The organism is Paenibacillus luteus (genome assembly GCF_006542765.1).
GTDB lineage: Bacteria > Bacillota > Bacilli > Paenibacillales > Paenibacillaceae > Pristimantibacillus > Pristimantibacillus luteus.
Map to the genome: position 1 here is coordinate 1 of NZ_SKCD01000004.1, position 26,480 is coordinate 26,480.

27 protein-coding genes are annotated in these 26,480 nt (G+C 47.9%); 5 read left to right on the plus strand and 22 right to left on the minus strand.

Annotated elements, in window-relative coordinates; translation table 11 throughout:
• Positions 1-297: 297 nt before the first annotated feature.
• From E0496_RS35485 to E0496_RS02650, 6 genes are all read right to left on the minus strand, one after another.
• Positions 298-465 carry a hypothetical protein gene (locus E0496_RS35485; protein ID WP_161601288.1) on the minus strand — a complete coding sequence of 56 codons (168 nt, stop codon included), beginning with the start codon at positions 463-465 and terminating at the stop codon, positions 298-300.
• A 50-nt stretch (positions 466-515) separates the two neighbouring features.
• Complete coding sequence (locus E0496_RS02630) at positions 516-1,184, minus strand: DUF5071 domain-containing protein (RefSeq protein WP_141500084.1); 669 nt, start codon at positions 1,182-1,184, stop codon at positions 516-518.
• Positions 1,177-1,692, minus strand: a complete 516-nt coding sequence (locus E0496_RS02635; RefSeq protein ID WP_206669697.1) for a hypothetical protein — start codon at positions 1,690-1,692, stop codon at positions 1,177-1,179. The genes E0496_RS02630 and E0496_RS02635 overlap by 8 nt, the downstream gene beginning before the upstream one ends.
• Positions 1,693-1,903: 211 nt before the next feature.
• Positions 1,904-2,860, minus strand: coding sequence for a primosomal protein DnaI (dnaI, locus tag E0496_RS02640; protein WP_141500272.1), 957 nt, complete (start codon positions 2,858-2,860; stop codon positions 1,904-1,906).
• Positions 2,861-2,882: 22 nt separating this feature from the next.
• Positions 2,883-4,415, minus strand: a complete 1,533-nt coding sequence (locus E0496_RS02645; protein WP_141500086.1) for a replication initiation and membrane attachment family protein — start codon at positions 4,413-4,415, stop codon at positions 2,883-2,885.
• Between the two features lie 105 nt (positions 4,416-4,520).
• Entirely contained in the window at positions 4,521-4,811 is a 291-nt protein-coding gene (locus tag E0496_RS02650; RefSeq protein ID WP_141500087.1) for a YuiB family protein, read from the minus strand.
• Positions 4,812-4,975: 164 nt separating this feature from the next.
• Here E0496_RS02650 and hemQ point away from each other — a divergent pair, with 164 nt between their 5' ends.
• Complete coding sequence (gene hemQ, locus E0496_RS02655; protein WP_141500088.1) at positions 4,976-5,722, plus strand: hydrogen peroxide-dependent heme synthase; 747 nt, start codon at positions 4,976-4,978, stop codon at positions 5,720-5,722.
• A 71-nt stretch (positions 5,723-5,793) separates the two neighbouring features.
• On the opposite strand, the gene E0496_RS02660 is transcribed toward hemQ, so the two are convergent.
• From E0496_RS02660 to E0496_RS02690, 7 genes are all read right to left on the minus strand, one after another.
• On the minus strand, positions 5,794-6,723 hold the full coding sequence (locus tag E0496_RS02660; protein ID WP_141500089.1) for a phosphotransferase: 930 nt from the start codon (positions 6,721-6,723) through the stop codon (positions 5,794-5,796).
• Between the two features lie 87 nt (positions 6,724-6,810).
• Positions 6,811-8,370: a helix-turn-helix domain-containing protein gene (locus tag E0496_RS02665; protein WP_206669698.1), complete on the minus strand. Its 1,560-nt coding sequence runs from the start codon at positions 8,368-8,370 to the stop codon at positions 6,811-6,813.
• A gap of 196 nt (positions 8,371-8,566) precedes the next feature.
• Complete coding sequence (locus tag E0496_RS02670; RefSeq protein WP_141500091.1) at positions 8,567-9,562, minus strand: FecCD family ABC transporter permease; 996 nt, start codon at positions 9,560-9,562, stop codon at positions 8,567-8,569.
• Positions 9,559-10,542 carry a FecCD family ABC transporter permease gene (locus tag E0496_RS02675; RefSeq protein ID WP_141500092.1) on the minus strand — a complete coding sequence of 328 codons (984 nt, stop codon included), beginning with the start codon at positions 10,540-10,542 and terminating at the stop codon, positions 9,559-9,561. Before E0496_RS02675 ends, E0496_RS02670 begins: the two co-directional genes overlap by 4 nt.
• An 88-nt stretch (positions 10,543-10,630) precedes the next feature.
• Positions 10,631-11,620 (minus strand): ABC transporter substrate-binding protein, encoded by a 990-nt coding sequence (locus E0496_RS02680; protein WP_141500093.1) that lies wholly within the window; start codon positions 11,618-11,620, stop codon positions 10,631-10,633.
• Positions 11,621-11,840: 220 nt separating this feature from the next.
• Positions 11,841-12,113: a hypothetical protein gene (locus E0496_RS02685; RefSeq protein ID WP_141500094.1), complete on the minus strand. Its 273-nt coding sequence runs from the start codon at positions 12,111-12,113 to the stop codon at positions 11,841-11,843.
• Positions 12,113-13,306 carry an NAD(P)/FAD-dependent oxidoreductase gene (locus tag E0496_RS02690; protein ID WP_139990514.1) on the minus strand — a complete coding sequence of 398 codons (1,194 nt, stop codon included), beginning with the start codon at positions 13,304-13,306 and terminating at the stop codon, positions 12,113-12,115. The genes E0496_RS02685 and E0496_RS02690 overlap by 1 nt, the downstream gene beginning before the upstream one ends.
• 331 nt (positions 13,307-13,637) lie before the next feature.
• Between E0496_RS02690 and E0496_RS02695 the strand changes: the two genes are divergently transcribed.
• Positions 13,638-14,639 carry an NAD(P)/FAD-dependent oxidoreductase gene (locus E0496_RS02695; RefSeq protein ID WP_141500095.1) on the plus strand — a complete coding sequence of 334 codons (1,002 nt, stop codon included), beginning with the start codon at positions 13,638-13,640 and terminating at the stop codon, positions 14,637-14,639.
• Positions 14,640-14,757: 118 nt separating this feature from the next.
• Entirely contained in the window at positions 14,758-14,997 is a 240-nt protein-coding gene (locus E0496_RS02700; RefSeq protein WP_141500096.1) for a hypothetical protein, read from the plus strand.
• 33 nt (positions 14,998-15,030) lie between these two features.
• On the opposite strand, the gene E0496_RS02705 is transcribed toward E0496_RS02700, so the two are convergent.
• The 7 genes from E0496_RS02705 to E0496_RS02735 form a co-directional block, all read right to left on the minus strand.
• Positions 15,031-15,174 carry a sporulation histidine kinase inhibitor Sda gene (locus E0496_RS02705; protein WP_139990516.1) on the minus strand — a complete coding sequence of 48 codons (144 nt, stop codon included), beginning with the start codon at positions 15,172-15,174 and terminating at the stop codon, positions 15,031-15,033.
• Between the two features lie 419 nt (positions 15,175-15,593).
• Positions 15,594-16,475 carry a metallophosphoesterase family protein gene (locus tag E0496_RS02710; protein WP_141500097.1) on the minus strand — a complete coding sequence of 294 codons (882 nt, stop codon included), beginning with the start codon at positions 16,473-16,475 and terminating at the stop codon, positions 15,594-15,596.
• 27 nt (positions 16,476-16,502) lie between these two features.
• Positions 16,503-16,844, minus strand: a complete 342-nt coding sequence (locus tag E0496_RS02715) for a DMT family transporter (RefSeq protein ID WP_141500098.1) — start codon at positions 16,842-16,844, stop codon at positions 16,503-16,505.
• Positions 16,834-17,628, minus strand: a complete 795-nt coding sequence (locus E0496_RS02720) for an HAD family hydrolase (RefSeq protein ID WP_141500099.1) — start codon at positions 17,626-17,628, stop codon at positions 16,834-16,836. The genes E0496_RS02715 and E0496_RS02720 overlap by 11 nt, the downstream gene beginning before the upstream one ends.
• A 21-nt stretch (positions 17,629-17,649) precedes the next feature.
• Positions 17,650-18,996 (minus strand): extracellular solute-binding protein, encoded by a 1,347-nt coding sequence (locus E0496_RS02725; RefSeq protein WP_141500100.1) that lies wholly within the window; start codon positions 18,994-18,996, stop codon positions 17,650-17,652.
• A 57-nt stretch (positions 18,997-19,053) separates the two neighbouring features.
• Positions 19,054-19,896 (minus strand): carbohydrate ABC transporter permease, encoded by an 843-nt coding sequence (locus tag E0496_RS02730; protein WP_141500101.1) that lies wholly within the window; start codon positions 19,894-19,896, stop codon positions 19,054-19,056.
• A gap of 33 nt (positions 19,897-19,929) precedes the next feature.
• Positions 19,930-20,811 (minus strand): carbohydrate ABC transporter permease, encoded by an 882-nt coding sequence (locus E0496_RS02735; RefSeq protein ID WP_141500102.1) that lies wholly within the window; start codon positions 20,809-20,811, stop codon positions 19,930-19,932.
• Positions 20,812-21,025: 214 nt separating this feature from the next.
• Here E0496_RS02735 and E0496_RS02740 point away from each other — a divergent pair, with 214 nt between their 5' ends.
• The gene (locus E0496_RS02740; RefSeq protein WP_141500103.1) at positions 21,026-21,622 is read left to right on the plus strand and encodes a GbsR/MarR family transcriptional regulator; all 597 of its coding nucleotides are present in this window, start codon (positions 21,026-21,028) and stop codon (positions 21,620-21,622) included.
• Between the two features lie 239 nt (positions 21,623-21,861).
• On the opposite strand, the gene E0496_RS02745 is transcribed toward E0496_RS02740, so the two are convergent.
• Both E0496_RS02745 and E0496_RS02750 read right to left on the minus strand, forming a co-directional pair.
• Positions 21,862-22,533 (minus strand): YheC/YheD family protein, encoded by a 672-nt coding sequence (locus tag E0496_RS02745; protein ID WP_141500104.1) that lies wholly within the window; start codon positions 22,531-22,533, stop codon positions 21,862-21,864.
• 265 nt (positions 22,534-22,798) lie between these two features.
• Complete coding sequence (locus E0496_RS02750; RefSeq protein ID WP_141500105.1) at positions 22,799-24,973, minus strand: DNA topoisomerase III; 2,175 nt, start codon at positions 24,971-24,973, stop codon at positions 22,799-22,801.
• A 245-nt stretch (positions 24,974-25,218) separates the two neighbouring features.
• Between E0496_RS02750 and E0496_RS02755 the strand changes: the two genes are divergently transcribed.
• Positions 25,219-26,367, plus strand: coding sequence for a metallophosphoesterase (locus tag E0496_RS02755; RefSeq protein WP_141500106.1), 1,149 nt, complete (start codon positions 25,219-25,221; stop codon positions 26,365-26,367).
• Positions 26,368-26,480: the final 113 nt, after the last annotated feature.

Consider the following 26,480-nt stretch of genomic DNA (forward strand, 5'->3'; position numbering starts at 1 on the left):
CTTTTACAATCGAAAGAGAATCCATGGTTCTTTGGGTTACGAATCGCCGGATCGATTTGAGGAAATGTACTACAACAAGATTAACTAAATACTCTTATTGAGTGTCTACTTTCTTGACAGAGGACCATATATGTGCTTATCGCACCGAAACTCATGCTTCGCGCACGCTGGAAGAACCTATATGCGCTTACAGGCACTCCATAGTTGCAAACAAACTTCGTTTTCGCCTTTTAAGCTCGCCAATGTGCTCATCAGGCCCTAAATTCATGCTCCACGCGTCCATTAGAGACATATTGCTTACATACGCTCTCCACTTAATCGCAATCGCCTCATTTGAATTTCTATATTCGGCTGCTTGCAATAGTTCACAAACTCCCCATTTATTTGCCCAGTTGCTTCCAAAATCCCCTCGTTAAATGAGTAAAGGCTGCCGATCTCGGCAGCCTTTAAATGTATTTGAAGCAAACGACCATCTCTTCTATGCACAATAACTAACAGTACAAAGGATTAGCTCATCAGATGATATCAATATAGTTCCTCGCCATGACCTCAATTTCTTGATGACGGCGCAGCCAATTTTCGTACTGAACTTTTTGATTCAATGTCTCTCTATTTAGATCAATATACGTTACGATTTGCTTAACATCCGAATTTAAAATAGACAGCCGTTCTATTTCCAGCTCTTTGTATACAGCTATTTGTTCCACGGTAAAACGATCAAGCTCCCCTTTTGTATCATCCATTTTTTCTTGCAATAATGCTGTTACATCATTGGCCTCAATTAAACGGCAACTCCATAAAATATCAATGGCTAACAAATCAATATCCTCATGTTCATCTCTATTTCGAGCAAGCTCCAGTAAATTTGAAGTCAATTTTGAGACAAGGTCCGGCTCCCACTCCTTGAGCAAATAAGCAAGGATGTTATAACTCCAAACGTAATCATTTTGAGAAAAAATGCTTTTGATATGGGGGATCGTCTCAACCTTATACTTGAGCAATAGTTCGACCATAGCAGAAGCAATAGGCCAATTTATATCCTGCAACCAAATCAAAAGATCCGGAATGAAAGGAACAACCACTGCTCTATCCATACGGGCCAGCACTTCAACACTTTTAATATCCTGTTTATCTTTGGGGAGAATTCTGAGATTCATCTGCTTGCCCTCCATAATACTATTCATTCACTTCAATCTTCATTGCAAATGAATCAACAATCGTTTCAAATTCCTCTTTTGCTAAAGGAGGGGTTTGACCATGGAATTCATAAATATGCCCATTGCCTACATAAAATATATTCTTCAAATTGGAAGTATTGGTAGGCTCTACATAGGATGATTGCAACACATATCTGTATATCACAAAATCACCCTTTGTTTCTGTTGTTATATCCTCTATAAGTTTATTATCAGCCTCTTCAAATGAAAGTGACTTTTCAATCTTATTGTCCAACCATGTTTCTACACCTTCGTCAGGAATAGGATATGTCCGAAAAGAGATATATTTTTCAGTAGCGCTCTCTTGCAAAGTATTATCCGTTATTTTATCCCATGATTTAGGGTATTGAATAGTCCAACCGTCTTTATTTTGATATTTCAAAAGTACGGAAGATGCATCAGTAGGTACAGCAAGGTCATTAGATACACTAGTTTCTGATTGAGCATCTATCTGTTTTACTTTCAGTTCATCCATGTTTGAACAGGCACAGAAAAACATGACTGACGAGTATATCACTACCATCCATAGCTCACTTTTCATCCCTTTCCTCCATTCTTAGAACCTTTTCTCCTTAAACGAATAAAAAAATGATTTAGTTGCATAAATATTCCAGATATAAAAATCAAAAAAATAGCCTTGGTATCCAATTCCTTCGGAATCAAATAGCCAAAGCTATCGTCATTACTTATTTCCGCCCGCGCTTATTCTCGCCTTTTACCATAACGACCTCAACATAGGGACGAATGCGGTCCATAATACGCTGCCCTTTATGCAATTCATCGCCGTCCTTGCTCGTGAAGCTAAAGTGCTGCTCCAGCGCTTCCAGCTCGTAATTCGAAGTGTAGAACGTCGGCTTGCGCTGCATCCGGTAATTCAAGATCGCTCCAAGCACATGATCTCGAACCCACGGATTCAAATTCTCAGCACCCATATCGTCAAATATAAGCAAATCCGTTTCCTTCATCATTTCGACCGTTTCCTTCAGCTTGCCCGGTTCATGCATCAGTGCCTTCAAATCCTCTACAAAATCAGGCATATAAACGATTACGCCCGAATAACCGGCTTTGGCCAGTTCATGCAGCATGTAGCACATCAGATACGTCTTGCCGGTGCCAAAACGCCCCGCGAGGTAAAGCCCTTCCTCTTGCAAGCCGTTCTCCTTCGTACGATCGATATAACGAAGAATCTGTCCAACCGCTTTTGTCCGCGCACTGTCACTTTCTAAAATCTCAGCCAAGGAGTAGCCGCGCTGCAGGGCTTTCTCGTCAATATAGAAGCTCCGCACCCGGCTGCGAATCTGGTCCTCGGTTTGCCGGGCAATAAATTTCTTGCAAGCTACCTTACGGTCATTTAGCTGTGTAAGACCGTTTAACGATTCCGAGCTTAACAACGTATAATGCCCTTCAAAATCATTCGGGCAAAGGTCGAGACCTGGACAATTCGTACAATTCCGATACTCTGTAACATATTGGTATACGCGGTTCAAATTCAGACGAATCGTCTGGTCATCCAAATCCGGATATTTTAATCTCAGCTTCTCGACAAGCGGCTCTGCAAGCAGTTCGGTCAGCTTAAGCTCCGCTTGCTCTGTAATGGCTTTGCCGGACGGCCAAGCCTTCAGCAAATCGCCCATGGATTCCATCATCTGCTCACACCGCCTTTATCTAGGATCCTTTGCCTTCTAATTTACGCGCTAACTTGCGCAGCTCTTCGAGCTCGTCGGCCGATACCTCTGAGGAAGACTGATCCTCCTGCACAATAGGAATCGAAGGCTTCCGCGACGTTCCCCTGCTGCCTGCACGAGCCCCGCCCTTCGAACCGTTAAATCCGCCACCCGCATAGCTGAGCGCTGCTTCCTTGCGGCGTTCTTTGTCCTGCTCCACCTGTGCCTGCTCCCGCACATAGAATACGGCTTTCTCGAAATTGTCGATTTGTTTCACGAGCATGTTAGACGCGACTGCATCCAAAAAGGTTTTCGTCACGCGCTGAGCTTCGTTTGCCCCTATAACATAATGAATGAGTACATTGATGACTGGCCCTGCTAATTTATAATTAAGATCAATCCGCTCGAACACTCTCTCGATCCAATCCGGTATGGCCCCTGGAAAAAAGCGCTGTAAGAAGCGCGTATGCGGCTCATTTCTCATCAGCATATTATATTGCTGCACGTCGCAGCGTCCAAGCAACTGGTTTGGCACTTCCAGATAATGCTGCTCCTGTACTTCAAATTCCTCTGTCAGCTCGTCCGAATCAGCAGGCTCCTCGCTCGCCATAATCTGTGTGCGCGACAGCGCGCGCTCGCGCTCGCCTTCTCGCTTCTTGTCCTGCCTGTAAAACTGATTAGCCCGAAGCTGAAGCTCATCGATGTTGAGCGTTCCGCCCTCACTAAAAATACCGTCTTCATCCAGCAGTCGGCAAATATCCACGACCACCAAATTGTATTTATACGCGACGTAGTTCACCTGGGCGAGCTGTTCCTCGTCACTCCGCAGCCGCTCAACGAACCGCCGGTTAGCCGAATTTCGTGGGAAACGCAAAATAATTTCGCCATATGGAATACCTGCGGTTGCCTGCGCTGGCCTCGCTGACGATTGACGCGATGGCGCCACCTCCGTCAAGGCTTGCTCCAGCTCCGTGTCCACCGATTGCATATTAAGCTTAAACAGCTCGTAGAAAGGCACCGATATATTTTCTTTCGTTAATTGCGCGCCTGCGAGTTCATCCGGTTCATTCGCGCCAAACGATTCGCGCAGCGATATAACGGCATATTTGCCCACCTTGTCGCGCAGCAGCATCGTTAGATGCATATTGCGGAAAAATTCCGCAGGCGATAACGGCTGAGCAAGCTCATATTCATAAATAACGTCCGCATTATCGGGCAAGCCTAATCGTGATGTCTGCAAAAGACCTACCGCCTCGAGCTTCGAAGCCTGCTCAATCAGATGCTTGCGGCCGCGCTCGTTCATCTCAAGCCCCAGTCCAAGGAACAGCTTTCGCTGTGGTTCTATTGAAGAATATCCCGATGTTCCTTCCGCTATTCCATGATAAAGCTGCTGATAAAATGCGACAGCAAAAGCGCCAATCATCGGCTGATAGATTAGCGACAGCATTTTATAATCCAAGCTGCTTAGCGAAAAATCACGAAATATGTAATATCGATGATGTTCCGTGTATTGCAATATATTATTGATGCGCATAGCATCAGCTCCATCCTTTACAATCATTCTATCATTTTAGCATAAAAACAACGGTTCATGACGGAGAATAAAATAGAAAAATCCCCCGGATGAGGGATTTTTCGATTAAAACATTTTATAGCCGCCTTTGCGCAGCGCCTGAATCGCCCAGCCGCTTACGTAAGCGCCGACTAGCGCTCCAATAACCGGTATGTAGTCGATAATTGTATAATGGGCGAAGTTTTCGATCGTTGCTGTCGCTTTCTTGTCCCAAGGAGCCCATATGCCTAGCGGAATCAAGACAAGAATAAATAAATATATCGGAAACCAAGTTGTTTTTAAGAGCATATTCAGTATAAAACCGATACCGAACATCATAACTAAAAACAGCACTGTTGCGATGACCAATTGAAGCATCTAGACTTCCCCTTTCAGACTCTCGTTTATTAGTTTAATTAATGACCAAGTGGAAGTCAATCAACTGCAGCCAATTGTCACAAGACCGCCATTTGCTCAGCTTGCCTCCATTACGATACAATGATGAAAGCATCATTATGGAGCTTGAGAGGAGCATTAATTCAATGAGTGAAGCAGCACAAACATTAGAAGGCTGGTACGCACTGCATGATTTCCGCAGTATCGACTGGACCGCATGGCGCCTTGCCGATGAAAGCGAACGCAGCCGCGCGCTGGACGAGCTGCAATCCTTCTTGCAGCAATGGACAGCCGTAGAAGAAAATAAAGAAGGCAGCACGGCTGTCTATTCCATCGTAGGACAGAAGGCTGATTTTGTCTTCATGCATCTGCGGGAGACTTTAGAAGAGCTGAACGCGATTGAGACAGCGTTTAACAAAACGACATTTGCTAGCTTTACATACCCTGTGCATTCCTATGTTAGCATCGTAGAGCTTAGCAACTACATGGCACAGCCAGGTTCGGACCCGATGCAAAATCCGGATATTATCGCAAGGCTGAAGCCTACCCTGCCGAAAGCAAACCATATTTGCTTCTATCCGATGAACAAACGACGGGACGGCCAGGACAATTGGTATATGCTGGCAATGGACGAGCGCAAGACGCTTATGCGCAGCCACGGCATGATCGGACGCTCATACGCCGGAAAAGTGAAACAAATCATTACCGGCTCCGTCGGCTTCGACAACTGGGAATGGGGCGTTACGCTGTTTGCCGATGACGCGCTGCAATTCAAAAAACTGATTTACGAAATGCGCTTTGACGAAGTAAGCGCTCGTTACGCTGATTTCGGTGATTTCTACGTCGGCAATATTTTGAATGGCGAGAAATTCACTGCTCTGCTTGCGCTATAATCTAGGATAAGCTAAGACCGTACCTGCCTCTGAAAGAGAAGGCGTGTACGGTCTTTTTTGTATGACAAGCCTTACAAGGACCTATCGATAAATGTAAGCGCGCTTCGGTAATTATGTTCTACAATTTCCCTAGCAAGCTGCTGATTAGGAAATCCACGATGAAGCAGCTTTAAGCCACCTTCCGTACAAGAAAGATGATGAAACATTTTATAAAACAACATCCGGTTGTGGTCGAGTCTGCTGCTTCTTAAATAAGCATAGGCATCACCAAAGCGGAATTCCAGAAAGCTGTGCTCATACTCCAAATCGTAAAACAAGCAACCTTCGATATCGATCACGTAGGGCTCCAGCTTCTCATTCACCATCACATGATCAGGACCCAGCTCTCCGTGAATAAAGCTATAGCGCTGTCGCGAACCAATTCGGGCTGCAAGCTCATTTAATTGATTTAGGAGCTTTTCTTGCTTCGTTTCGATTTCGCTGATATAGGCTGCCGCATAGGAGAGTGAGAGCTTTGCATCCGCAAGCTCCTTCAGGTAGCAGCAATCATTGCTTCTACCCTTGTCTTGTATTCGTCCATAAGTGGGGCTCTCCAAGCCATGCATATGTCCCAGCATCGATCCGATACGTTCGAATACAATTTGATAGGTTTCTGCATCCGAATTCAAATAATGAGCAGCATCCTGTCCGTCCACATACTCCACTACCGCATAATCAAACGCATAACGGTGCCGTTCCTTATTTAAATAATAAAGCGCAGGCGTCCGGATGCCATGTTGGCACAAAAAAGCATGGTTCGCTTCAAATCGTCCGCTTCCGAAAGAGCGCTCATCCTCAGGCTCCGCTTCAATTTCCTCTTGAAAGTAATTGCTAGCCATATCCCATATATAAAGCATGCAGACAAAGCCATTCGTACACTCGATTTTGTAGACGACCTTTTGAGCCCCGCCATGCCGATTGACTACCCGTTGAATCCTATAGTCGGAACCGAATATATCCATTCAAGCATCCTTGCTGATTACGTGGTGCTTTTTTCTATATTTAGGAAGTAAAAATCATGGCGTCAGCTGTCTGCACAGGCATTTTTTTTAACTTTGCGGCCTCTGCGATTGGCTGTTTTCCAAAAGCGCATCCAGTATAGCGTGGCGGCCAAGTGGCGTCCAGCTCATTAAAAACCAATTCGGGATCGTGAATACAGCATTATTTTTAACAGCCGCTATGTCGTTCCAAGAAGTCGATGCAATCATTCGGGAATACACGCGCTCACTCCCCGCTCGGAGGTGATGCTTGTGTACGAATATACGATTTGTTTCTAGGTTCGGCAAAGATTCCGGCGGCAATTCGAGTCGCCAGTCATCCGTTGGCACTGGTGAACCAGGCTTTAGTCCAAGCTCTGCATGCAATAGTGTATTAAGCGGATGATTGGTTGTGCCTTGTATGCCTACACTCCGATGGTTCACTTGAATAACCGTTACCTTCTCCTCGCCCCAAGCCGCCCTTAACGCGCTCCTGACATCCGCAATGCGTAAATCCAAACGGTTTAACACTTGTTCTGCTTCTCTTTCCCTGTCAACCAGTTCGGCCATCGTCATATAAATCACGCGCCAATTCCATTCTGGAAATTCCACGAACACATGAGCCGCAAACGGCTTAAACAACTCACGGTATTCAATGTGATAATTGTCTCCAATAATTAAGCTTGGCTGGGCCTGCTTTAATATTTCCATTTGGGAATCATACAATTCTTGATATTCCTGATCATCCATACCCGGATACCTGTACAAGTCGATAACGGCAACAGGTTCTACCCCGATGGCCGCTAGATTGTCTTGAAAACCAAGCGAAGAAGCAATTGCAACTCTCAGCTCACCACGCTTCATGTATATGCTCGGCGAAACGCCCACAATTCGATGAAAGGTTCGGCTAAAATAAAACTCGCTTCGAAAGCCGGTTGCAGCTGCTACCTCCTTCACCCTGCTATCCTTTTCTCCCAGCAGCCGTTTTGCGGTGTCAACTCGCAATCTAGTCATATAGTCAACAGGCAGCGCACCTGTAACCAATCGAAATAAGCGTGAAAACAATACCGGAGGAAGCTCGGCTGCCTGTGCCAAGTTCTCTAAACTAATTTTGCCACGGAGATTTTTTTTCATATAGGCAATACTGCGATTTATTCTAGGGTCTCCGTCTTCCTTCTGCATCGACATGTCCTTGATCAGGGATTGAATCAGCTCTTCAAGCTGCAAACGAAGGGAGTAGCGCCTGCTTTCTGTCTTCCCCCTGCTCTCTTCATACATCTGCAGAATTCGGTGAAACACTTCTCTTGTATTACGAATGAACAATCGTCCAGGCATCAAGCTCTCTGACAACGCGGAAATGGGAGCGACGGAGAATCGTTCCTCTGCTTTATGAATGTCCAATGGCTCAAACACGACAGCATAATATTCAATTCCCACCGCTTGGCTAGAAGTTTCGATCGTCATTCCAGGAACAAGCAAATAAAGCTCGAAGGGCTCGATACGGCATATCGATTGATTAAGAAGCAGAACCCCTTCGCCTTTCGTTACAAAGCACAATATATAAGCAGGAACCTTATAGGTTCTTGTGCTTCGCAAAATGGGAAGCTTTCGCTTGTGAACAGAAGAAAACATATAAACTGTATCTGTTTTTCTATGGTGTACGGCCATCTGTATGGGCACCAACCTTTCCTTTCAAAAAGAAACCTAACAACGGAATTGGAGTAAATTCCTATTTTTGTATGGTGCCAAAAATTTTACAGAAAGAACAGCCTTTTTTCAAGCTTCACATCGATCGGATCGGGTATAAACAACGTCCATCCTTGAATGTCTAAATATGCTTCTTGCGATACAACACATAAATCATATAAGGTGCGCCTACGAGAGCCGTTATAATTCCTACTGGAATTTCGTAAGGCTTAAATAACATTCTACCCAGCAGATCCGCCAGCATGACGATCGCCCCGCCCATCAAGGCAGCTGTAGGCAATAATTTTCTGTTCCTATTCCCAACGAGATGCCTAGCCATATGAGGTGCCATTAAGCCGACAAAAGCTATCGTACCCGCCATGGAAACAGCCGATCCCGCCAATCCGACGCTGACCAAAATGAGCAGCAGCCTCGATAACTCGAGCCGGAGTCCAAGTGCTTTGGCCATTTCGTCCCCCAACTGAATTAAATCCAATTGCCTTGCATAATACAGGCTAATGGGAAACAGTATGAGCAGCCACGGCAGCAGCGGCCAAAAATGCTCCCAGCTTCTGCTATATAGACTCCCAGCCATCCAGATGGAAGCCTGAGTCACTTTAAAGATACCGCCAAGTGTCAGCAAATACGTAACGACGGCGCCTGCCATCGCTGATATGCCTATGCCGACAAGTAGCATTCGAGTAGGAGAACTGCCTCTTCTCCAGGAAAAAATATAAATAAAGACGGCCGCAAGCAGCGCACCTCCGAATGCAACAAAGGGCAGCTTGCTTGAAGGTATCGAAGGGAGAAGTACAATAACAGCAACAACAGCTGCGGCCGCTCCGGCATTAAGACCAATAACGCCTGGGGAAGCAAGCGGGTTGCGTGTCACGCCTTGTAGAATCGTGCCTGATAGAGCAAGACTGCAGCCAACCAGAAACCCAACAAGCACTCTGGGCATTCGCAGCTTCTGAATCGTAAAGCTATACTCCGAACTCCCTAGTCCAAAAGCAGTTTGAATAGCTTCCATAGCCGGTATCGTTCTCTCTCCAAGCGTAATGTTGGATAGGAACAAAATGACATTGGACAACAGAAGGAGCCCGATGACAAGCAGCCAGCGGTGATTAGAACGACTCATCTAAACTCCCCTTTTCTTTGGGCCAAATAGATAAGGAACGGAGCGCCTAGAAAGGCAGTCACAACACCTGCAGGCAATTCTTCTGCAGGCAGCACAAAGCGGGCTCCAATGTCAGCGGCAAGCAGAAGCAATGCTCCGAGCCCCGCCGAATACGACAGTATCCACCTATAATTTACTCCAACCATAAACCTGGCGATATGAGGAACGGCAAGGCCGATAAACCCAATCGGCCCAGCGATCGCAACTGCGCTGCCCGTTAACAGCATAATGATCACAATCAACAACAACTTCGTTAGAAATAGCCGTTGTCCCAAGCCTTGTGCAACCTCATCCCCTAGGCTAAGCAAATTAATTTGCTTGCCCATGGCAAAGGTGCACAATATCCCTATCAGCATATAGGGAAGCACTTTCAGAAAAAGCTGCAAATCACGGCCGGTAAGCGAGCCTGCCAGCCAGAATCGCATCGTATCCAGTGATTGCTGATTAAGAATGAGCAACCCTTGCGTGAGAGAGGCCAGCAGTAAATTCAAGGTCGCTCCGACAAGCACCAGCTTTACCGCTGTTAACCGCTCTCTCCCGAATGAACCAAGCAAGAAAACGGCTGCTCCAACAAAACCAGCCCCGATAAAAGAAGACCATGCGAATAAATCCAAGGAGGTATAACCAATGACATAAGAAGCGATAACCGCCGCTAAGGCAGCTCCGTAATTAACGCCAAATATTTCTGGTCCCGCGAGCGCGTTTCGGCTCAGCGCTTGCATCAAGCATCCGGCAAGAGCAAGGGATATGCCAACCATAACGGTTATCAGTGCTCTTGGAAGCCTAACGGAACGTATGATCATATGCTCTCTTGAACCGTCAAAAGATAAAAAAGCATCCAGGATGACCGGCAATTTAATCGTCACAATGCCATATGCGATGCTGGCCCAAAAACCGATGATAACAACGATAAATAAAGCGAAGAGACCTGCAATTTTCATTCTCAGACCAAGCACCTCCAAAACCTGACTATGCACTCACACAGAAAGATTGGGCTGCCTGTAAGGACAACCCAATCTTTGCACCTGTTTATTGTTCAACAAGATAGTTGAATAAATCATCCACGACTTTATTGACGGCTTGGATGCCCAAACCGCTCATCCACGTTTCCCAGTCTACCTGATGCACTTGTTTAGCCTGTACGCCTTTTAATGTCGCCCATAACGGACTTTTTTCTATCTTTTCAAAGTCGCTATTACTTCTGGAAAACCAGAACATCACATCTCCATCCAGATCTGCGATCTGTTCTTCAGTTAAATCTTTCGAGAATCCCTCCGCGGTTTGCGCTTCCGGCCTCTTGATGCCGGCATCCGACATTATGAGTCCGCTAAAGGTTTCCTGCAAATAAATTTGAATTTTATCCTCACGCGGACGGAATAGAGAAACTTCAAGCGGTGCAGGCTTACTTTCAATCTTCCCTTTAAGTTCAGCGATTCTTGTTTGGTAGCCTTCAAGAAGCTGCTTCCCTTCCTCCGCCTTTCCGACTGCCTCTGCATGGACTAATAAGTTCTCTTTCCATGTAATCCCTAGCGATTCTACAAAAATCGTTGGAGCAATCAGAGCCAGCTGATCGTGAATTTGTTCATGTGTGTCCTTGTTCCCAATAATCAAATCGGGCTTCAGAGCATCAATAGCTTCCAAATTCGGCTCGTTCACCGATCCGATATTTTCAATGCCTTCCGTGTTTTTCAAATAGGCAGGATACGGATCTCCCGGTGCCAGAATGGAAGGAGCACCTACAGGTTTAACTCCTAGCTCAAGCAAGTTATCCAGTGCCCCAATATCCAATACAACGATACGTGCAGGCGCTGCCGGTACCTCTACATCGCCGTATGCGTCTTTTATCGTTCGGGTTGTTTCTTTTGTGTCTGCTGCCGCTGTTGGCGGCACTGCTGTTTCAGAGGTCCCAGCAGCATCTTCTCCATTATTGCCTCCACAACCGGCAATCAGCAGTAAACAAAGGACGATCATACCTACACTTGCCATCACATTTAATTTCTTTCTAGCACTCAAAAACATAAAAAAAGTCCTCCCTATTCTCTATCAATAATGATAATCATTCTTAAATAAAGGATATCGTATCCGTATTTTTATGTCCATGCACAAACCTTTTCATCTCATTCACTTTTTTTGGATGTTATGGCTCGGCAGCTGCATTTGTTTCCACTGGAAATAAGAAAAAAAGGCGCTCGCCCTTTAACAGCATCTAAGCTGCTTCCAGTTGCGAGAGCCTTTATTGTTAGTTATTGTCGTCTTCCTCATCATCATCATCATCCAAGCCGAGACGTTTGGATTCCAGATACTCCTGCGTCGCGCGATCACGTTCACGGCCTTTGTCCTTTAACCGTTCGATGGCCGGCTGTATAAGCAGGTCTACTTCCTTCTGCACCGTATAAGCCAGGTCATAGCGCGTCTGCGACTCAAGAAAAGAACCGACCTCCATCAAAGCGTTATAGCGATCCAGCTCATCCCTTGTCAGCAAACCGCGTACTTGTACGCTGCAGTGTCTCATTATAGGAACTTGCCTTTACGAAGTACTAGTGGAATACCACCGATAATGAACAGGTAACGAAGGTCGATGGCTTTTTTCAACCAAGCGGCAACGCGGCCTTTGTATTTTTTGCCGAAAGCAATACCAATCGCTTCGCCTTTGCCAAGCGATGCCACGGTACCCTTGTTGCTGAACGTGAAGCTTTTCGGTGGCTGGTTGCGAATCGAAGCAACCAGGTTATGGGCACACACAACGCCTTGCTGCATGGCAATTTGAGCGGTTGGCGGGTACGGACGTCCTTCTGGATTAAACATCAGAGAGTTATCGCCAACAATATAAATATTTTCGTTATTTGGTGAACGAAGGAATTCATCCACCTTGACGCGTCCACGCATCGTCTCGAAGCCGGCTTCCTCAATCAAACGGTTGCCGCGAATACCGCCGGTCCAAATGACGGTAGCGGATTTGATTTCCTCTCCTTCGCCGACAACGACGCCCTCTGGCGAGCATTCCTTAATAGCCGTTCCAATCCGGAACGTAACACCCTTCTTCGTCAATACGTCCATGCCGTATTCCACAAGTTCAGGGTCAAAGCCAGGAAGCGCTGTAGGTGCTGCTTCAATATTGTAGATTTTCACAAGCGCTGGATCGACATCAAACTGCTTGCACAGCTCAGGGATGCGGTCCGAGAGTTCCCCAACAAACTCGATACCCGTAAAGCCAGCTCCGCCAACAACGAACGTCAAATAATCAGTACGGTGAGGTTCACGCTTGTAACGTGCAAATTGATACTCGATATGTTCGCGGATCAGACGAACCGAGTTAATGCTGCGAATGTTCATTGCATGCTCGCCAAGGCCAGGTATGCCGAACGTTTCCGGCTCTCCGCCAAGACCAATCACCAAATAATCGTAGGAAAGCGTGCCATCCTCAAGGATTACTTTTTTATCCTGCGGACGAATTTGCACGACAGTCGATTTCACAAAGTCAATTTTAAATTCATCGATCAGCTTGGAGATGCTGACACGAGCATTTTCCGGATTGTCCGTGCCTGCTGCAGGCATATGAAGATGAGTCGTAATATAATGATAATCATGTTTATTTACCAACGTAACGTCAGCTTCATTGTAATTTAATTCTTTCTGCAGTCGGAGTGCTGTCAAAATCCCCCCGTAACCTGCGCCAAGAATGACGATTTTAGGTATGTTGCTCATAGTATGATCCCATCCATTCCTCTTATCTTTGTCTTTACGGTTTGTGAAAAATTACACAAGCTAAACCGAATATCTATAATTATAAGTTCAGTGTGTTCTAAATAGTGCGGTTTTATCAATGAATCAACCGCTAATAAGCGACAGCTTTCGCCACCGTTTGCAAGCAGTCCCGTGCATAACATACATCAGAAATTTTACATAGTTTTCTTTGAAAGTTCAAGGGCAAAATATACGAAATTGTTTAGAACTCTATACAAATTAATTATTTCCTTCTTCTTCCTCGAAGGACTATAATTGAAATCGTAAAGCTTAAAATGTGGAGGTGGCTACAATGTCTAACTCTGAATTTGCTGCAAGCCCCGTCGATATTCTAATCATCGGAGGCGGGCCGACAGGATTGTTCGCGGCTTTCTACGGCGGTATGCGCCAAGCCTCAGTCAAGATTATCGAAAGCATGCCTCAGCTAGGCGGCCAGCTTGCTGCGCTATATCCGGAAAAATTTATATACGATGTTGCGGGCTTTCCCAAAGTGACGGCGCAAGAGCTGGTTGACCGACTGAAGGAGCAGCTTTCTCATTTTCAGCAGGAAATCTGTCTCGAAGAGAAAGTAACCAATGTCATCAAGCATGATGATCGCCTCTTTGAAATTATAACGGACAAAACCACACATTATGCCAAAGCGGTCATTATTACAGCGGGAGTGGGTGCATTCGAGCCACGGCGTTTGGAGCTTCCTGAAGCAGCTGCATTCGAAAAAAACAATCTGCATTATTTTGTAGGTGATTTACAGCGGTTTAAGGGGCAGCGAGTGCTCATAAGCGGTGGTGGCGACTCGGCGGTTGATTGGTCATTAATGCTAGAACCGATCGCAGAAAGCGTGACTCTGATTCATCGGCGCGACAAATTCCGGGCGCATGAACATAGCGTAGAAAACCTTATGAATTCTAGTGTAAACGTGCTTACACCATTCGAAATTACGAAGCTTCATGGAGATAAGAGCATTACCCAGGTTACGTTGTCCAATGTCAAAACAATGGAAACAACCGAACTTGAAGTTGACGCCGTCATTGTAAACTTCGGCTTTATCTCTGCTTTAGGTCCGATTGCGGAGTGGGGAATTCGTCTTCAAGGGAGCTCGATCATCGTAGACACAAGAATGGAGACGAATATTCCGGGACTCTTCGCCGCTGGGGATATTACGACGTATCCCGGCAAGCTGAAGCTGATCGCTGTTGGCTTCGGTGAGGCACCTACAGCCGTTAACAATGCGAAGGTATATATTGACCCAAGCGCTAAGCTCTCGCCTGGTCACAGCAGCAATATGAAGCTTTAAAGCCAAAGACCGCTTCTGTCATCTTAAAAAAATAAACATAAGGGTATCCTAACCTTGGCTTGTTAATCTCAAACACCTACTGCATACATATGCCAGGTGTGCCAAGGAGGATACCCTTATGTTTTGTCCGGTTTGCAACGGAATTCAGTCTTTGCATGTAAGCTGCTCCTCTTGCGCTAGCGCAACTGTGGATTGCGGCCGTTCATCTGATCTGACAGGTCCATATGCTCCCTATGAGCAGATCAAGGACGAGCCGCTCTTTAGCGATATGCATTTGTTTGACGCTTCATCCTGCAAGCATCTTCTATATTGCTCTACCTGCAATCAAACATCTGAGGTTACGGTTAACGAGTGGTAATCAGGTCATGGTAGCGGGAGCACTGTGTGCAGTTCAAGCGGTAATTTTGACCGCTTCCGGATTTAGCCGCCTTCGCTTCATTTCAATCGCTAACATGCGAATGAATTCGGGCTCCAATTCAAACTGAATAGCTGCATAATAAGTGTCTACTAGCATTTCGTCGGACAGTAGCTCCATACTACACACCCTTTCTTCCATCCATTGGTTATTTCTTTATCATAGTAGCATGGCACTATTAGAAGGACAACAGGCCTAGTTATACACAAGATGTTGTGGATACGGTGTGTATAGTGTGTGCATACACGTAGAACAATAAGCAAATTCAGCGTGGATAATGTGGATAGAGTTATCCACAGGTCATTTTCCACTTCATCTCTATAAAAAACTTTAATCGAAATCTATAAATCTATTAATGGAATATATTGACTCTCTTACATAAAACCTTCAAACCTGTCCCTTTACGTAAGAAGAAACGCCTGACGGCGTCCTTTCTGTAGACGCCATCGTTTCTGCGAAACGTATAAAGAAAGTATTAGCAAACTCCTATACTTTCCTATACGCAAAAAAAAGCCCGAGTCGGCTTTTTTTTGTTCCTCTCACAGCTTCATTTCAAATACAGCCGCCGAAAGCCAAGTCGAGTTTGCAAAATTTCTGCCCCGTACTACGACCTTATCGTTATAAACGTCTACATAATAGCCTTGGCTGCCTTCTTTGTATTCATCCTCATTTGTCCACAGATAAGCGACGGAAGCAGCGTTAAATATCGTTCCCATCCCTTCCTGCTCCCTATAGCAGGCAAGCCCCGCTTCCAGTTCCCAGTGTGTATGTCCGTTGAACATAATCACCTGAGGATGCTTTGCAAGAATCGCTTTCAATTCCTCATCCTGCGTAACGCCATACCAGCCCTGCGCCTCTAGCGAGCCTGCGACCGTATTTTTCAAAGGCTGATGAAGAAATACAAATACCGGCTTCAAGCGCGGTACTTCTTCACTTAGCTTCTCATCAAGCCAGGCTAATTGTTCCTCCGTCAAATAAGCGAAATCTTTCAAGCCTCTCTCCGAGCCCAGAAAAATAAATTGAAAGCCGTCCAGCCATACATCGTAATAAGGGCCGTTCATCCCCGTAAACCGTTCATAAAGCTTCAACTGATTACTCCACTCACCCAGAAAAATATCATGGTTGCCGTACGTAAACCACATCGGAGGCAAGCTTGCTTTATGCTCCTGCCAAATGCGGGTGAGCTCCTCATACTCTGCCCGAAGCCCGCGATCCGTAACGTCGCCGACATGCATGATGCCTACGCTGCTTGCAGCATGGGCAGCGATATCCCGCAGCGCTTGGCCAAAATGCTCATTATGGATATGGTCACTTTCCGCAGTGACATGGGTATCCGTAATGACCTGAAAGCTAAGAATAGGCAAACTCCGACCCTGTTCATCTCCCGGAGCTGCTTTTTCCTTAAATGGCTGGCTTTGCATCCTAATACTCCCCTCCCTTTCATTTGCTTAGTGACTTTTCACGCTCATATTCAAGCCAACCACGCCTGCAACGATCACAACGATCCACAGCAGCGAGGTGAGTGGCAGCTTCTCATGAAAGACCGTAAAGCTAACCAATGTGATCAAAATAATGCCTATACCCGACCATATGGCGTAAGCCACGCTTACATTCATATACGCAAGCGCAAAATTCAGCATCGTGAAGCTTGCGCCATAGAAGATAAACATGAGCACTGATGGCCATAACCGGGAGAAGCCCGCCGAATATTTCATGGACACGGTTCCCGAAAGCTCCAGCACAATGGCCAGCAGCAGAAAGGTCCAGCCCCAGCCCGCATCACCTTTCATGAGCATGCCTCCTGATGGACAGCTGCCCATATCCTTCAATGACTTCATCGGCATTGGGGAACCACGCCGTGGCAGTCCCCTCACGTGCCGCATCTGCGATGCCAATCGTAACGGCAGCCCCGGCCGCCTGCCCCATCCGCATATCTCCGTTCGTATCGCCGATAATCGCGGTGTCCGAGCATGCCAACCCCAGCAGCCTGCAAGCCAGCACCATCATGTCCGGGAACGGTTTTCCTTGCTCGACCTGGTCTGTGCCAATAATGACGTCAAAATATTGCTTGATCCCAAGCCATTCCAAATGCATGATTGCGGCTTCCGTATCGTCTGCGGTAACCACGCCTAGCTTCATGCCGTTCTCCTTGCAGCTTTGCAAGAAACGCAGCGTTCCCGGCAGCGGACGAGCTGGCCGCAAGCGCGCCAGCTCTAGGTCCGCATGTTTCCTCGCATACTGCACAAGCTCCATCGCTTCCGCCCAGGAGAGACCTGCCAGGTAACCTTGCCAAGCAAGCACGGCGTAAAGGTCCTGCATGGATCCCATCGCAAGCGGACCGTTACGGTCGTAATCAACGATATAGCCTGCCTCGTCATGCCTGGAGCCCCACAGGCTCGGAATGACCTCCGGATCGAAGGCGAGCCCCCGGGACCGCAACTGCTCCCCAAACGAATGAAATACCGATTCGCTCCAGCAGCCCCACATCGCAATAAAGTCAAGCAGCGTACCGTCTTTATCAAACAAGATGCCTGTCACCTTGTAGGTTCGGTTGTGTATGATTAAGTCAGGCATAGTGTTCATCACTCCTGCTTTCTATTTCAATCGGTCTAGCTCCTTCTGTGCGGTCGCCTGAGCTTCCTTAAGCGCCTGCTCCGCCGGTACGTTCGCAATTTGAACCTTGTCTGCCGCAATCGTAAGCGCATCATTGATTTTGCCGCCAGTTGGGTCTTGGAACGGCGCGGACGCATGAGCAGCCTGCATTAGCGGAATTTTAATTTGCGGATTTTGCTCGCTGAACGCTTTGTAACTCTCATCCTCAAGGGCGGATGAACGAACGGCGATATACCCCGTGCTGATCGACCATGAAGCGGTATTCTCTGGTTGCGAGAAGAATGTCAACCACTGGTAGGCAGCGGCCTTCTGCTCGTCGCTCACGCCTGCTGGAATACCCGCCATTATGGCCGATGCTACCGGTTTCCCTGCGCCAACGCCTTCCCAGCCCGGTTGTTCCATTGCCGCTACGATATTAAAATCGAGATCTCCTTGGTCGCCGCTTGAGCCCGTGTAGCCTGCCGCTTGGCCCTTCATGACGTCATCAATTGTTTTGTACCAATATTCCCAGCCTTGTCCGCCTGAGTGAATGGACATGATCTTGTCCTCATGAATCCATTTGCGGAACGCTTCCCAAGTCTCGATCCATTCCGGAGAATCAATCGTAACGGTTTTGCCGTCTTCGCTTAGCACGCTGCCGCCTTTACTGAATACCGCATCCATCATATTGTCCTTGCCCCACATCGGTTCCCAACCGAAAAAAGTTGTTTTGCCGCCTTCTTTAGTGGTCATTTTGGCTGCTGATGCTGCAAGTGCTTCCCATGTCTTAAAATTTTCCGGCGTTAGCCCGTTCTTCTCCAGCGCGTCCTTGCGGTAGTACATGATCTGGGTTGTCCCGTACATCGGAAGGAAATATTGCTTCCCATCCAGCTGTCCCTGCTCCAGAAAGGTTTGGACAAAGTCTTCGCTATGGAATGAATCATCCGCTGCGATCAAATCGCTCATATCAGCGAATAAGCCTTTGCCCGCCCAATTCATATTGGAGGATAGAACAGCAGCGGGAGCCTGCTTCGCCGCAATGGCAGCCTGAAGCTTTTGTTCTGTTTCGGTATAGTCCGCCTGCGCGATTCCTTTGACAATCACGTCTTGCTGCAAGCTGTTGAACAGCTCGATCTTCTCCTTCATCGTATCGCCGAGCTTGCCGCCCAGACCGTACCAGAACTCGATCGTTACCGGTTCTTTTGGCGTAGGGGCCTCTGTAGGGGCAGCCCCTCCGTTTGTCCCCGCATTCGTGCCAACATTCGTACTGCCGGAAGTTTGTCCACACGCCGCAAGCACCGTAAAGCTTAACACCATCGATAGAGCTAATCCCTGCTTCATCTTAACCATCGTTTTTCATTCCTCCACTCTATTTGTGTACTGCTGCAAAACAAGACTTAACCGGGTTTACCCTTTGCTCGCGCCGGCCGACATATTAAAGCTCTTCATAATTGTCTTCTGAGCAAAAAGAAACAAAACCAGCAGCGGCGCGATCGTAAATGAGCTTGCTGCCATAATGAGCGGCCATTTCAGCCCGTAAGCCCCTCCTTCCACAAAGAAGCTTCTGAGCCCCGCCGATACGAGCTGCAGATCAGGATTTTTCGTAATCAACATCGGCCAGAAGTAGTTGTTATAATGATCAATGAACGTGATAAGAGCGAGCACAACGAAAGAGGATCGCGTGACCGGGACCAAAATTGACCACAAAATCCGCATATGCGATGCCCCATCGATCTGCCCTGCTTCTACCAGCTCATGCGACACCTGCAGGAAAGCTTGTCTGATTAGAAAAATTGAAAAAACGCTGACACAATTGGACAAAATCAATCCCGCATACGAGTCCAGCAGATGCAGCTTGGCTAGAATCATATAGCTAGGCAAGTAAACCGCCGTGCTCGGAATCATATAGCCAAGCATGATGATTGCGGTAAAAGCTTTCTTCAGGCGAAAGCGCATATGTGTCAAGGCATAAGCCATCATCGCCGAATTCAAAGCCTGAAGCAGGACGATAACGCCAGCTACGACGATACTGTTCGTTAAATACCTCCAAAACGGCGCTTCCAGCCACGCCTCCAAATAGTTGCCCCACTGCGGCGAGCTTGGCCAAAAGGTGGGCGGAAACTGCCAGATTTCATCATTGGTCTTGAGTGCGCTTGTGACCATCCAATAAAAAGGGAAGGCCATCGCTCCGCTAAAAAGCAGCAGGAAAACGTGATGAAGTGTCCGGCGAACATGATGAGCTGCTTGCATGCCAGCCATTCTCCTTTCGATGCTGCATTGCAGCTATGAACTGTAATGAACGGTTTTGCGGCTGATTGCGAAGGACAGGATCGACAGCAGCATGCAGGCGATGACCAGCACGACCGCGACAGACGAGGCTTCGCCGATATCAAACGATTCAAAGGCTGACTGATAGTACATATATAGCAGCGTTCTCGTGGAGCCTGCCGGTCCGCCCTGTGTCAGAACATTAATTTGGTCGTACGCCTGAAGCGCGGAAATCGTTTGTACGATAAACAGAAACAGCGTGGTCGGTGAAATGAGCGGCAGCGTGATGTGCCTCAGCTTGCTCCAGCTTCCCGCGCCGTCAAGCTCGCCGGCCTGCAGCAGCTCGCGCGGCACATTTTGCAAAGCCACAATATAAAATACCATCGTCCAGCCGATCAGCTTCCAGACAGTGACAATCAGTACGCCTGCAAGCGCCCAATTGGTATCCTGCAGCCATCCGACTCCCTCCAGCCCAAACCAGCGCAGCGCCGTATTCGCCATCCCGACCTTTGGCTCGAATATCCATGACCATACAATCGATACGGCAACTGTCGGCGTCACCCATGGCGAGAACATTAACGTCCGGTACCATGCCGCGCCCTTTAGGGAGCGATTCAGCAGCAGCGCAAGCGCCAGACCGCCAGCCATGACCGGCAGCACGCTGCCGAGGCAGAAAAAAATCGTTACGCGAAGGGATTGATAGAAAGCTGGATTATCGAACAAATAAACATAGTTGTCGAAGCCTACGAATTGTTTGACCGGACTCATAAAGTCCCAATCCGTGAAGCTTAGATAGAAGATGGTTCCGAGAGGAATAATCCAGAACACGATCAACGGAATTATAGCCGGCAGCGTAAAAAGCAGAGCCTTCCATTCCTTAGCCATATCGCTTGTCATCAGCTCCTCTATTAGATTCAATTTTCTTTTAATATTTGCTATAATTGTCGTATATCGTACCCCTTCACCTCTATCGTACAAGAATTATTGTACGTTCAGTGTATGATAGTTACGTTATCGCCACGTCAACATTTATTAAATGTCTTGTAAATTTCAAATGCAATTCGGAGTGGTAAATCGATACGAGTGTCATAGGAATCATAAAATCCATGTTATGCAGGTGAGAGATGTGAAGAGAGCTTCGAACAGCGAATTAGAAGGTACGCCGGCCACGCAGGAGAAAATCAGAGGCAAAATTATCGATGCGATTGCCCAAACGATGGATTTGTACGGGGCGAACTATTCCTTCGGACAGCTTTACGGGATTATGTTTTTCGAGGACAAGCCGATGACGCTCGAAGATATGAAGCAGCATATGAATATGAGCAAAAGCAATATGAGCTATGCCGTTCGCTCCCTCACGGATTCCAAAATGATCATGAAACTGGATGAAAAACAGGAGCGCAAAGACTTATATGTAGCGGAAACTAACTTCTTTCAGGCATTCCAGAACTTTTTCGCCACCAAGCTGCAGCGCGAGATCGATGTGATGTTAGGTACGATTAATGAGGTGATACCACCGTTGTCGGAAATGATATTGGCGGCGGAAACGCCGGAGGAAGAGCGCCAGCTTGGTTTAAAGGACCTCCACAAGCTCCGCCATGGCGTGGAGTATTACAATTGGCTTCAGCAATTCGTCGACGGTCTGCGGAACGGGGAGTTTTTCCAGCAAAACAGCGACCTGGCAGGCAGCAAGCCGCCCATCGGGTAATTTTAACTCGCTCCTTTTAGATGCGAAATCCACAAAAAAAGACAAAGCAGGGCCTCAAGGGTACTCCCCTGAAGCTCGCTCCGCCTCATCAATAGACATTCATTTATTCTAATCTGATCCGTATAGCTAACTTATCTACTTTCAGACCTGAGCGTTCAGCTTTTTCGCATTCAGGTCTGAATATCTATCTTTTCCGCATTTCATCTGGCCTGCTGACTATTCCATCCTTGAATCTTCCGTTATTGAGGCCTCGTATTTACCTCGAATATCCAAATCTTCCCGCTCTTATCTATGCCATAATCAAAGCCCAGTTGGCCGATCCCGGGATACTTCGTTTCCAGTACGCCCGTGGAAAGCACAGTAAGTTCCCTCATCTTGCCTTTCTTCTCCGCTACCGCTCCGGAGGACAATGAGCGGCTAATGCCTTGTGCGGCCGTTACAAGAGTGCCGCCGCGGCATAAATTCGTTACAAACAGTCCTTTTTTGGCAATCCGGCCTACGATCGCTCGGTATACCCAGCCTTTTTCCGTTTTCACGTATTTGACGCGGTAATCAATCGGCTTGCCATCAACCGTTGCCAAATGGATGCCTTTTTGAATCAGATAAGCGCGGCCTTTGCGTTTTTTATTAAGCGCAGCTACTAATGCTCCAAAACTAGCAAACCGTTTTGTCTGCGCATAATAAGTATAGGCATAACCGCCTTCACTACGGGTAACCTTGATGACACCGTGACCGCCGGCACCAACCACCGGCTTGACGACGACCATTTGATGCGTATCCAGCATGCTTCTGAGGTGATTCGCCGTAAATCGTTTTGTGGGAGGAATATGCGGCGCGATGCTGGGATGTGAAAGTAATATCGCAGTTTTGGCCCATTTGCTAGCCAGCTGCCTTCCTTGCTGTTCACCCAATGCAATCTATCCCCTTTCCTATCGCTTCATCCATAGCATATGACAGAGTAATAGCTGTCTCTTGGATGAATGACGGAGGCTAGAAGCCTTATTTATCAAGCTTTTTAACCACCGCCTGCCATTTGCCCCCTAAATTTTCTCCGATTGAAAAGCTAGATTCGGTTATCACTCTCACTCTAACAGCAACAGCAATAGAAGCCTCCCTGATAGAATAAAATAAAACACCGGCTAGCCCCCCAAAGCGGACATGCCGGTGTTCAAACTATTATTTCTCGGACAGCTTCTCCATCGCTGCTTTGAGCTTATCGGCCATGCTGTTCGATAGCGATGTATTGTCGCTGTACTGCTCGATCAGCTTTTGGTTTTGTTTGCGGTTGACCTTCCCGCCCTGCTTGTCGCCAAGCATCTCAATCACGTTGCATGGCTTGCATTGCGCAAACTTACCGGCCTTGCCGTCCTTAATCTCCATTTTCTTATGGCACTGCGGGCAGCGCATGTTGGAGAGCATCGGCTCAGCCGAACGGCGGTATCCGCATTCACGGTCCGAGCAGACGAGCGATTTGCCGCGTTTGCCGTTAATTTCGAGCAGCGGCTTCTCGCAGTCCGGGCATTTCGAATGTGTTAGATTATGCGGCTTATATTCCTTCGATTCCGCAATGACCTCAGACACCCATTTGGCTGCCTGTTGACGCACGTTTTTCATAAAAGCAGTTGGATCACCCTTGCCTTTGGAAATGCGTTCCAACTCCTGCTCCCATTTAGCGGTCAAATCCGGACTTCTCAGCTCGTTAACGACGAGCTCGATCAGCTGTTTGCCCTTGCCGGTTGGCATCAGCTTGTTTTGCGTACGAGTAATCGTATCCGTACCCAGCAGCTTCTCAATAATATCCGCTCGCGTGGCAGGTGTTCCAAGGCTATGCTTCTCCATTCGGGTCAGCAGAGTTGCCTCCGTATACATGGCTGGCGGCAAAGTACGAAGCTCGCGTACCTTCTCCTGCTTCACAGTCAGTGTTTGCCCAATTGTCAGCGGAGGAAGCAGCTGTGTAGGCTGGCGGTCCGCTTTCCCTTGCCCGGAAGCGCTGCCCTCGCCGTCATCCTCATCCTCGTCGTCCATGCTTGAAGCATGCGAGCCGGATTGATAAATTTCCTTCCAGCCCTTCTCCTTCTCGATCTTCCCCTTGGCATACAGACGGTCTTTCCCTGCCGCGAGTACGACGCTCGTCTCATCGAAACGGTAAGGGCCGTAGAACAAAGCGATAAACCGTCTGACGATGAGATCGTAAAGCCTTCGCTCATCGTTTGTTAAGGCGGATAAATTAACAAATTGCTCTGTCGGGATGATGGCGTGATGATCGGTTACTTTACTGTCATCGACAATCCGTTTCGTAACCGGAAGCTGCATCCGGACCAACTTTCTCGCAAGCTGAGCGTAAGGTCCAACCGCTATACTTTCGAGGCGCCCCTTAAAGGTCGGCACCATATCACTAGTTAAATACCTTGAATCGGTACGCGGGTAAGTCACAAGCTTATGCTGCTCATAGAGCTTCTGAAGCACATTAGAGGTTTGTTTAGCTGAGAAGCCTAGCCGTTTGTTGGCGTCCCGCTGCAGCTCCGTCAAATCATAAGCTTGCGGGTGCGGCTCCTGCTTCTCCGTCGTGCGCAGCTTATCCACCTTCGCGTTTCCGCGCTTCAAACGCTCGGCAACCGCATCCGCATCTGCCTTGCTCCAAATCCGGCCATCATGAGCTTCCTGTTCGCGCCAAACCGCCGTGAACGAGCCAAAATCAGCGGATACCGTCCAATAAGGTTGCGATTGGAACGATTGGATTTCCTGTTCCCGCTCCATAAGCATAGCGAGCGTTGGCGTCTGAACGCGGCCAGCAGCCAGCTGAGCGTTGTATTTGGTCGTTAAAGCTCTAGTTACGTTAAGGCCGATAAGCCAGTCCGCCTCTGCACGGCATACCGCCGAAGCATACAGATTATTGTAGTCCTTGCCCGGCTTCAGCGTGTTGAAGCCATCTTTGATGGCCTTGTCGGTCTGGGACGAAATCCATAGCCGCTTGAAGGGCTTGCGCCAGTGGACAAGCTCCATAATCCAGCGAGCGACAAGCTCGCCCTCACGCCCTGCATCGGTAGCGATAATAAGCTCGCTAATATCCTGCCGTTTGCAAAGCTGAGCTACCGTGCGGAATTGCTGCGACGTTTCCTTCATGACCTTCAGGTTCATCTTCGGCGGGAGCAGCGGCAAATCTTCCAAATTCCAGGTTTTGTATTTCGGATCGTATTCCTCCGGCTCAGCCAAGGTAACCAAATGGCCAAGTGCCCAGGTGACCACGTACTTCGGTCCTTCCATATAGCCTTTATGCTTCTGTCCGCAGCCGAGCACACGGGCAATTTCCTTCGCCACGCTCGGCTTTTCTGCCAGTACAAGCGATTTCATCCGATTATTCGCTCCATTTCTTATTGATGCACGATTTCCTTCAATTGAATGCTAGGAAAGGCATCATTCACTATGACGAAACGATACCATAGGCTCGCAGCCTGTGCAACGCCTTCTACGACTTGCGGCCTCCAGCCAAGCAGGTCAATTCTCCCAATCTCGCAATTTTTGCTGCGGCAACTTCCGTGTGATATAGTAAATTCAGCTTATAAGTAAGCAGATTAATAGCCAGGGAGCGTTGATGAATGAAGCTGCGATTTATTGCTATTATTTTTTCCGTGTTGCTCGTATACAGCGGCATTTCCTTCTATATCGGCTGGAATGGCTGGCTGCTCTTGTCCACGGTCTTTCACTGGGAAAGCGCTGGCTGGTATACGCTCGCCGCTGCCGTCATTGCGTATTCGTATATCATTGGCCGCGCTGCCTATTCTTCGCCGCTGCGTCCCGTTGCCGAAGCATTTAAACTGATTGGCTCCTATTGGTTTGCGGTGCTGGAATATGCTGTCCTTATTCTGCCGGTTGCCAATATCGCGGCTGTGCTGCTCAAGGCAGGCGGCGCCGACAGAAACGTTTATATCGTTGCCGTAGGCAGCATCGCTGCGCTAGCGATGGCCATCCTACTGATTCGCGGCAGCTTTAATGCGTGGAGCCCGATCATTCGCACTTATCAGGTCCAGATCCCGAAGGCTGCGGGAGACATGAAAAAGCTGCGTATCGCCATGGCATCCGACCTGCATTTGGGAACGATCGTCGGAAACCGTCATTTGGAGCGTTTACTGGCTAAGGTTGAGGAAATCCGTCCAGATCTTATCCTGCTGCCCGGCGACATCTTGGACGATGATATTGAACCGTTTCTCCGCAAAAACATGTCCCGCGTGCTTGGCAGGCTGAAAGCTCCGCTTGGCGTATACGCGGTAACAGGCAATCATGAATATATCGGCAAAAAAGTTCCTGAATTCATCGCGGCGATGGATGCCATCGGCATCCGTGTGCTGATGGACGAGAGCGCGCTTATCGCGGACAGCTTCTATGTCGTCGGCCGCAAGGACAAAGCTTCGGGTGGCTTTGGCGCAGAGCGCAGGCTGCCCATTGATGAGCTAATTGCTCCGCTGGACCATTCGCGTCCGCTCATTATGCTCGACCATCAGCCATCTGATATTGCGAAAGCAGCTGAGAGCGGCATTGACTTGTCCGTCTCCGGGCATACCCACCGCGGTCAAATGATGCCGAATCATTTGATCACAAGACGTCTGTTCGAATTGGATTGGGGCTACCTCAAAAAAGGCAGCCTGCATGCCATCGTGTCCTCCGGCTTCGGCACTTGGGGACCGCCTGTAAGGATCGGCAGCCGTTCGGAGGTTATCCAGATCGAGGTGGAGTTCATTCCCGCGTAACAGGGGCATGCTCCCCTTACCCCAACAATTATAAAAAAAGCGGCAACGTTTGTGCTTGATCGAGTATAGTGCCTAATGCCACTATACTCGATCAAGCGCCTCGTTGCCGCTTT

Excerpts from the sequence above, each read along its gene's own strand:
- E0496_RS02670 (WP_141500091.1), bottom strand. The coding sequence starts at position 9,562 with ATGAGTCGTTCTAATCACCGCTGGCTGCTTGTCATCGGGCTCCTTCTG.
- E0496_RS02700 (WP_141500096.1), top strand. The coding sequence starts at position 14,758 with ATGTTTTGTCCGGTTTGCAACGGAATTCAGTCTTTGCATGTAAGCTGC.
- E0496_RS02755 (WP_141500106.1), top strand. The coding sequence starts at position 25,219 with ATGAAGCTGCGATTTATTGCTATTATTTTTTCCGTGTTGCTCGTATAC.
- E0496_RS02730 (WP_141500101.1), bottom strand. The coding sequence starts at position 19,896 with ATGCAAGCAGCTCATCATGTTCGCCGGACACTTCATCACGTTTTCCTG.
- E0496_RS02690 (WP_139990514.1), bottom strand. The coding sequence starts at position 13,306 with ATGAGCAACATACCTAAAATCGTCATTCTTGGCGCAGGTTACGGGGGG.
- E0496_RS02685 (WP_141500094.1), bottom strand. The coding sequence starts at position 12,113 with ATGAGACACTGCAGCGTACAAGTACGCGGTTTGCTGACAAGGGATGAG.
- E0496_RS02680 (WP_141500093.1), bottom strand. The coding sequence starts at position 11,620 with ATGTTTTTGAGTGCTAGAAAGAAATTAAATGTGATGGCAAGTGTAGGT.
- E0496_RS02695 (WP_141500095.1), top strand. The coding sequence starts at position 13,638 with ATGTCTAACTCTGAATTTGCTGCAAGCCCCGTCGATATTCTAATCATC.
- E0496_RS02735 (WP_141500102.1), bottom strand. The coding sequence starts at position 20,811 with ATGACAAGCGATATGGCTAAGGAATGGAAGGCTCTGCTTTTTACGCTG.
- E0496_RS02710 (WP_141500097.1), bottom strand. The coding sequence starts at position 16,475 with ATGCAAAGCCAGCCATTTAAGGAAAAAGCAGCTCCGGGAGATGAACAG.
- E0496_RS02740 (WP_141500103.1), top strand. The coding sequence starts at position 21,026 with ATGCAGGTGAGAGATGTGAAGAGAGCTTCGAACAGCGAATTAGAAGGT.
- E0496_RS02630 (WP_141500084.1), bottom strand. The coding sequence starts at position 1,184 with ATGAATAGTATTATGGAGGGCAAGCAGATGAATCTCAGAATTCTCCCC.
- E0496_RS02645 (WP_141500086.1), bottom strand. The coding sequence starts at position 4,415 with ATGCGCATCAATAATATATTGCAATACACGGAACATCATCGATATTAC.
- E0496_RS02675 (WP_141500092.1), bottom strand. The coding sequence starts at position 10,542 with ATGAAAATTGCAGGTCTCTTCGCTTTATTTATCGTTGTTATCATCGGT.
- E0496_RS02650 (WP_141500087.1), bottom strand. The coding sequence starts at position 4,811 with ATGCTTCAATTGGTCATCGCAACAGTGCTGTTTTTAGTTATGATGTTC.
- E0496_RS02725 (WP_141500100.1), bottom strand. The coding sequence starts at position 18,996 with ATGGTTAAGATGAAGCAGGGATTAGCTCTATCGATGGTGTTAAGCTTT.
- E0496_RS02720 (WP_141500099.1), bottom strand. The coding sequence starts at position 17,628 with ATGCCTGACTTAATCATACACAACCGAACCTACAAGGTGACAGGCATC.
- E0496_RS02665 (WP_206669698.1), bottom strand. The coding sequence starts at position 8,370 with ATGTTTTCTTCTGTTCACAAGCGAAAGCTTCCCATTTTGCGAAGCACA.
- E0496_RS02660 (WP_141500089.1), bottom strand. The coding sequence starts at position 6,723 with ATGGATATATTCGGTTCCGACTATAGGATTCAACGGGTAGTCAATCGG.
- E0496_RS02705 (WP_139990516.1), bottom strand. The coding sequence starts at position 15,174 with ATGGAGCTACTGTCCGACGAAATGCTAGTAGACACTTATTATGCAGCT.
- E0496_RS02715 (WP_141500098.1), bottom strand. The coding sequence starts at position 16,844 with ATGAAAGGTGATGCGGGCTGGGGCTGGACCTTTCTGCTGCTGGCCATT.
- dnaI (WP_141500272.1), bottom strand. The coding sequence starts at position 2,860 with ATGGAATCCATGGGCGATTTGCTGAAGGCTTGGCCGTCCGGCAAAGCC.
- E0496_RS02750 (WP_141500105.1), bottom strand. The coding sequence starts at position 24,973 with ATGAAATCGCTTGTACTGGCAGAAAAGCCGAGCGTGGCGAAGGAAATT.
- E0496_RS02635 (WP_206669697.1), bottom strand. The coding sequence starts at position 1,692 with ATGGATGAACTGAAAGTAAAACAGATAGATGCTCAATCAGAAACTAGT.
- hemQ (WP_141500088.1), top strand. The coding sequence starts at position 4,976 with ATGAGTGAAGCAGCACAAACATTAGAAGGCTGGTACGCACTGCATGAT.